Source organism: Bradyrhizobium jicamae (assembly GCF_018130695.1).
In the GTDB taxonomy this organism is placed as follows: domain Bacteria; phylum Pseudomonadota; class Alphaproteobacteria; order Rhizobiales; family Xanthobacteraceae; genus Bradyrhizobium; species Bradyrhizobium jicamae_B.
In genome coordinates this window covers 593,259-599,346 of the sequence record NZ_JAFCJX010000001.1, presented here as the reverse complement: position 1 = coordinate 599,346, position 6,088 = coordinate 593,259, and the positions used below count along the sequence as shown (strand labels likewise).

At 64.7% G+C, this 6,088-nt stretch carries 6 protein-coding genes and 1 pseudogene; 5 read left to right on the top strand and 2 right to left on the bottom strand.

What is annotated here, in order from left to right; genetic code table 11:
- Positions 1-420: 420 nt before the first annotated feature.
- Positions 421-591: pseudogene (locus JQ604_RS41405) on the top strand (DUF2380 domain-containing protein); the annotation flags it as partial.
- A gap of 31 nt (positions 592-622) precedes the next feature.
- Here JQ604_RS41405 and JQ604_RS41400 read toward each other — a convergent pair.
- Positions 623-1,069 (bottom strand): DUF3224 domain-containing protein, encoded by a 447-nt coding sequence (locus tag JQ604_RS41400; RefSeq protein ID WP_249157921.1) that lies wholly within the window; start codon positions 1,067-1,069, stop codon positions 623-625.
- Entirely contained in the window at positions 1,066-1,767 is a 702-nt protein-coding gene (locus JQ604_RS02760; RefSeq protein ID WP_212352680.1) for a carboxymuconolactone decarboxylase family protein, read from the bottom strand. The genes JQ604_RS41400 and JQ604_RS02760 overlap by 4 nt, the downstream gene beginning before the upstream one ends.
- Positions 1,768-1,980: 213 nt before the next feature.
- Here JQ604_RS02760 and JQ604_RS02755 point away from each other — a divergent pair, with 213 nt between their 5' ends.
- The 4 genes from JQ604_RS02755 to JQ604_RS02740 all read left to right on the top strand — a co-directional run bounded on the left by JQ604_RS02755 (position 1,981) and on the right by JQ604_RS02740 (position 6,042).
- Positions 1,981-2,265 carry a hypothetical protein gene (locus tag JQ604_RS02755; protein ID WP_212352678.1) on the top strand — a complete coding sequence of 95 codons (285 nt, stop codon included), beginning with the start codon at positions 1,981-1,983 and terminating at the stop codon, positions 2,263-2,265.
- Between the two features lie 85 nt (positions 2,266-2,350).
- Complete coding sequence (locus tag JQ604_RS02750) at positions 2,351-2,623, top strand: DUF3551 domain-containing protein (protein ID WP_212352677.1); 273 nt, start codon at positions 2,351-2,353, stop codon at positions 2,621-2,623.
- A gap of 146 nt (positions 2,624-2,769) precedes the next feature.
- On the top strand, positions 2,770-3,609 hold the full coding sequence (locus JQ604_RS41820; protein ID WP_283817941.1) for a helix-turn-helix transcriptional regulator: 840 nt from the start codon (positions 2,770-2,772) through the stop codon (positions 3,607-3,609).
- Positions 3,610-3,870: 261 nt separating this feature from the next.
- Positions 3,871-6,042, top strand: coding sequence for a TonB-dependent siderophore receptor (locus tag JQ604_RS02740; protein WP_349631039.1), 2,172 nt, complete (start codon positions 3,871-3,873; stop codon positions 6,040-6,042).
- Positions 6,043-6,088 lie beyond the last annotated feature (46 nt).

Genomic DNA, 6,088 nt, shown 5'->3' with positions numbered 1-6,088 from the left:
AAAAGTGCGCGCACGAGCATACAGGTTCGGCGGAGGCATCCGGCCTTCCCTGCGCGATGGCTTTACGGCTTATACGTGCTCGCCCTGGTGCGACTCTGCTTTTGTGCCACCATCATCCGCGATCGGCTTTGGGCCTCTCACGGACTTGCCACCTGCATCGGGGCGGCAGGCCCACACGACTTCACCGTCCGCCTTGCGCACACACGCCTGTCGCACGCTCGGCGGCCACCGCATCTGCACCCACGTTCGTGGCGTTCGCGAGCGCCCCTCGTGTCGGGTGAGACGGCGGAGTTATAGCGCTGATTTGGGTGTTCGGAAAAGGGGAATATTTTTGCGCGGGAGACTGGACAGGGCAAATCGCCTTGATTGCGTTCGGAAATTTCGATTTTTGGCGCAGGCTCCGCAGGAAGCGGCGACGGCGTGCGGCAACTGCTTGCGCAATCCGGCCGCTATCGCGTGATCGATGCGAGCGGGGAGGCGGCGCAGCCACGGTGTGCTTTGCGCGATTGCGACGGCTGCGATGCGGCGTTTGCAGCAAAGCTCGGCGCGGACCAATCGTTGATCGGCGTGGTGCGGCGGGTCAGCCGCACCCGCCTGCTGACGCCGCGCAGCAATAGATTCGCTAGCGATCGAACCAGTAGGTCAGCGCTGTGTCGGCCGACCAGCCGGTTTTTGACGCCTTGTCGGGCATCGCCGCAAAGGCCGCATAGCCTCGCAGGCCGGCGAGGTCGCCGGTGCCGGAATTTTCGATCACTTCCCATTGTCCATGGACATGGTGATGACGGTCGGTGAACCCGCTGGCCTGCAGCAGGAATGACCCATTGCGGCCGTCGAGCGTGCCCGTGATCCGTTCATAGCAGGTCAGCATGCCAGTGCCGTCGTTGCGCTCGATGCGCAAGTGCGTGGCAATACCGGTGCCGACCAGGCCGCCGGTGAATTGCTCCTCAAGCCGGGTCTCGACGACGGTCATTGCGCTGGCGTCGCTATGGTCGAGCACCTCGCGCAGATATTTCGAGACTTCGACCTTGGCGCGTGTCGTGACGTGTTCGCCTTTGTCGGGAGTCGTCATGATGCCTCCTTGTGGGCTTCAGGCGCGTGCCGATCGGTGAGCAGGGCATCAAGCGCGACCAGCGCCTGCCAGGCTTTCGGAATCGAGAACTCCGCCAGCGCGCGGAGCGCGACCTGCAGTTCCGCTCGCGTGAGGCCGGCCTTTTGTGCAAGCCTGACATGCGCGACAAAGGGCGCGCCGAGCGTGCCGCCAACGACGTCGACAGCGAACGTGGCCAAGCATCGCTCCCGCATCGACAGGCCGGGCCTCGACCAGAGCTGCCGGCTGAGCCGGTCGATCTCGTCGGCAAAATCGGAGTCAAGCCTGCGCAGGGTCGCAAGCGTCGCGTCGTCATAGACCGCATCGCGGCCGTAGGACCGTGATGCCGTGCTCGAGACGTCGTGGCCGAGTTCGGTGGCGATCTCGGCGAGCCGCTGAAATCCCATCGCGACGATATTGAAGCCCGCATCAGGTGCGATATGACGGAGCAATTCGCGCAGATCCTCCACCGACATCTTCACTTGGCCGAGCGCCATGCCGACGTGCAGTTCGAGCGGCATGCCAAGCTCGGGAACGCAGAGGTCGGCCGCGATCAGCAGGACGGCCTTCTCGCGCATTGACAGCGCCTGCGCGCCCCAGATCGCCTTGCCTGCCTCGATTCCCATCGGGCCGAACACCGGGTCGAGGCTGGTGACGCGTTGTTCCGAGACGAGTTGCATGATCAACGCCTTCGATTGTCGAATCCAATGGCGTGTTCAACAGAGCGTTGCGCCGTTCGTTCCTGCTGCCATGGCGCTCACCTGTCGGCCCCTCTCGGCATTGTGAGATGCCGCCCTCTGGGCCTGCCGCACTGCATCACCAATTGGGAATTGGAAGCCGACCGAGGCCGTCTGCCTCGCCGGGGCGTTCAATTCATCATTAGGAGAAGAGCCATGGCCAAATTCACGGCCGTAGCCGCCGCAGTGCTTTTGTCTGGAATTGTCCTTGCGCCGCCTGCCTTTGGCCAGGCGTCGGAGCCGGCAGCCTACCAGGCCGCGCATCCCGACCGCGACGTTCTGAATGGCGGCGCGCTGACGCCATGGGGCGCCGAGCAGGCGGCCCGGAACGGTGCGGGCAATGCCTATGGCGCTTATGGCGCGATGCAAACCGCGCCTGCGCCCGGCAACAGCGAGCGGCCGCTGCCGGTGCGACGTTACAGGCACGTTCCGCGCTCGTGACGCGCGCCGCCATTCGTGCGAAGGAGGGCGCGCGATGGCACGAATCCCTTGCCGTCGCTGATGTGACGGTGATGAGGAGGCGCAGATGCGTCTGACAGCTTGTGCGATCGTGATGCTTGGTTGCGTCCTTGGTTGCGTGCTTGGTTCGCCGGCCCAGGCGCAGACCTATGACCCGCGCTATCCCGTCTGCCTTGAAGTGTACGGCGGCAGGTTCGGCGGCAATTATATCGATTGCAGCTACACCTCGCTGCCGCAATGTCGCGCGACGGCGTCGGGCCGCGCCGCGATGTGCAGCATCAATCCGTATTATGCAGGACCGGTGCGGAAGTCGCGGAAATATCGTCAGCAGGCGTATTGATGCGGATACGCGCGCCTCGCGCCGGTCCGTGGAATTGAAATCGATCTAATTTCGAAGCTCTCCAATCTGTCGTGCCCTGCATTGAGTGCGGCGCGCGATCGTCATAGTCACGGCGCGGTGATCGATGCGAGTCCTGCGTTCGAAAGTTGACGAGCTCCCTGACGATTGATGAGGCCGGTACTGCCGGACGCTGGGCAGATGGGCGCGCGCAATGGCTCGAGCTGCCCGGCTGCCTGTTGCTGCGCGACGGCTTGCGGTCGATCGGCGAGCAGGCCGGGCCGGGCCGCATGAAACCCGGCCTGTTGCTGTCGGTCGCGCCGGAGGCGGGTGCTAGCGAAGGCGAATTGACCGTGCTCGCGGCACGCGCGCCGGTCTCGATCGAGGATCCCGTGGCGGAATCCTTTGGTCGCCCGGCAACCGGCCTGTTCTTTCCGCACCGGTCGATCGTGCGGCTCGGTCTCGAAGCGCGATTTCTTGCGCTGTTCGACGGGACGCTGGATCACATCGCCGTCGTCGCGGTCAGGGCGCCACCGCGGCTCGTGGTCATCGCCCAGGACATGCTGTCACCGCCGATTGTGGGCGACGGAGGGCGACTGCTGCTCGGCGCACATGCGACGGAAATCCTGGCCCATGCCCTGTTCGGCAGGCGCGCGGATCGCGGCCCGCCGGCGGCCCCCGGACGGATGCGATTGCAGGCGGTCAAGGATGCGATCAATGCCGATCTGCGCCATCCCTGGAGCATCGCAGAGCTGGCGGAATGCGCGGGACTTGGCCGCCGCACCTTCAACCAGCAGTTCCGCATGGCCTTCGGCGTCAGCGCGGCGGACTATCTGCGCAACCTGCGGCTCGACGTCGCACGCGAGCTGCTGATTCACCGGCAGCTGTCGGTCACCGAGGCGGCCTACCGCGTCGGCTACGCGCATCCCGCGAATTTCGCGACCGCATTCCGGAAGCGGTTCGGACACGCGCCGAGCCGGCGTCGCTGACCGCCGCGCGCTGGCGGAAACGTTGCCACACATTTCGGTTTGGAGAGACTCAAGCGGTCATCAAAGGTGATTTGCGCGTACGCAAAAGCCGCGCCCGATTGAATCGGGTTACTGCGCCCCGATTGCAGTTGGGAATTCGGGGCGAAGATGGGTTGGGATGATGGGCGGTTGGTGCGGAGCACGGCTGGTACGGCGGCGCTGCGTGGTGTTGCGGCGGGGGCGGCCTTCGGCCAGATATTGATCACATCGGCGTTGGCGCAAGTGACATCGCAACCAGGCACGACCTTGCCGCCGGTGACGGTTGCGGCGCCGGAAAAGCCCCGCGCGACCGCAAAGCCGTCGCGGCAGGCCGCCTCGCGCGCCGGCAACGCCGCGCGCCGGCAGGCCCGTCATGCGGCCGGATCCAGCGCCCCGTCCGTGGGACCGGGCACCGATGCACGCCGTTCGACGCGCGCGCCGGAAGGCTATGTCGCGAGCGAAAGCTCGGTTGCGACCAAGACCGACACGCCGTTAATCGAAACGCCGCAGTCGATCTCGGTGGTCACCCGAAAGCAGCTCGACGATCGTGGTGTGCAGTCGCTGACCCAGGCGATCGCCTATGAGCCGGGCGTCCGCACCGAGGCGAGCGGTTTCGATCCGCGCTTCGACTCGTTCTCGCTGCGCGGCTTCGACGTCACCTATAACGGCGTTTATCTCGACGGCCTGCGGCTGGTGCCGGCCAATATCGGTCTCTACCGCACCGAGCCCTATGTCATCGACAGCGTGACGGTGTTGCGCGGTCCGAGCTCGGCGCTGTACGGGCTCGGCTCGCCCGGCGGCCTGGTCAATCTGACGTCGAAGCTCCCGACCAGCACGCCGTATCACGAGGTCCAGGGGCTGGTCGGCAGCCTCGACCGTTTCCAGGGTAATTTCGATGTCTCCGGGCCGATCGATCCGCAGGGCCAGTGGCTCTACCGCCTGACCGGCATCGTCCGTGACGCCGACATGATCACGCCCGGCGGCAAGGACAACCGGGTCGACATCGCACCCGCCGTCACCTGGCGGCCGGACGCATCGACGACGCTGACCATTCTCGGCGAATACCAGAAGTCGAAGACGCCATCGTCGATGTTCTACTACTCGCCGTCCTCGGGCATCGTCTCCAACATCTATCCGGGCAGCCCGTCCTACAACACGTTCGACCAGGAGCAGGGCCGGGTCGGCTATCTGTTCGAGCACAGATTCGACAGCGGCATCACCTTCCGCCAGAAGATGCGCTACACCGATCTCGACTCCACGATGCGCTATGTCGGCATCGCGAGCGTCGATCCCGCCACGCAGCTGGCGTCGCGCTACACCGGCTATGTGCACGATCTCCTGCAATCGGTGGGGCTCGACAACCAGCTCGAAGCCAAATTCGCCACCGGTCCGGTCCAGCACACCGCGCTGGTCGGCTACGACTATACCTGGTCCAAGTACAAGGACATGATGGGCTTTGGCGGCGGCGTGTCGGACCTCAATCTCGCCGCGCCGGGCTACGCGCCGGAATCGATTCCCGATCCGGCAATCTCGAGCTCGATCGCGCAGACGCAGCGCCAGCAGGGCATCTATGCACAGGACCAGGCCAAGTTCGATCGCTGGATCCTGACGCTGAGCGGCCGCAGCGACTGGGTCGGCACATCATCGGATGATCTGTTGGCGGTCACAAGGCAGTCGCAGAACGATCAGGCCTATAGCGGCCGGGCCGGGCTGACCTACGTGTTCGATTCCGGTGTTGCGCCCTATGTCAGCTACTCCACCTCGTTCGTGCCCAATCTCGGCGTCAATCCCGACGGCGGCCTCTTCAAGCCGACCACCGGCAAACAGACCGAGGTCGGCATCAAGTATCAGCCGCCGGGACAGAGGAGTTTTGTCACCGCTGCGGTGTTCGACCTCGTCCAGGATGGCGGTCTCGTCACCACGGGAACGGGCATCACGGTTCAGCGCGGCGAGATCAGGAGCCGCGGCCTGGAACTGCAGGCGCTCGCCAATCTCTGGACTGGCTTCGACATCACCTCGTCCTACACCTATCTCGATCTCAAGACGTTGCAGGCGGCCGACAGCACGACGATCGGCAAGATGCCGTCGGGGATTCCGCCGCACACCGCGACGCTGTGGGCCAATTACGCGATGCCGACCAGCAGCAGCTTTGCCGGATTGAGCTTCGGCGGCGGCGTGCGTTACGTGTCATGGAGCTATGGCGACGATCAGAATACCTTCAAGAACAGCTCCGTCGCCCTGATCGATGCCGCGCTCAGTTACGATTTCGGCCAGCTCGACAGGCAGTTGAAGGGCCTGCGGCTGAAGCTCAACGCGCAGAACCTGTTCAACCGCCATTACACGACGTGCCAGACCGGCTATTGCTACATCGGCGCCCCGCAGATGGTGACGGCGGCGCTGGCCTATCGCTGGTGAGGATGCGGGAATGCGGCCCTTGTGTCCCAAATTGTGATCTATTGCT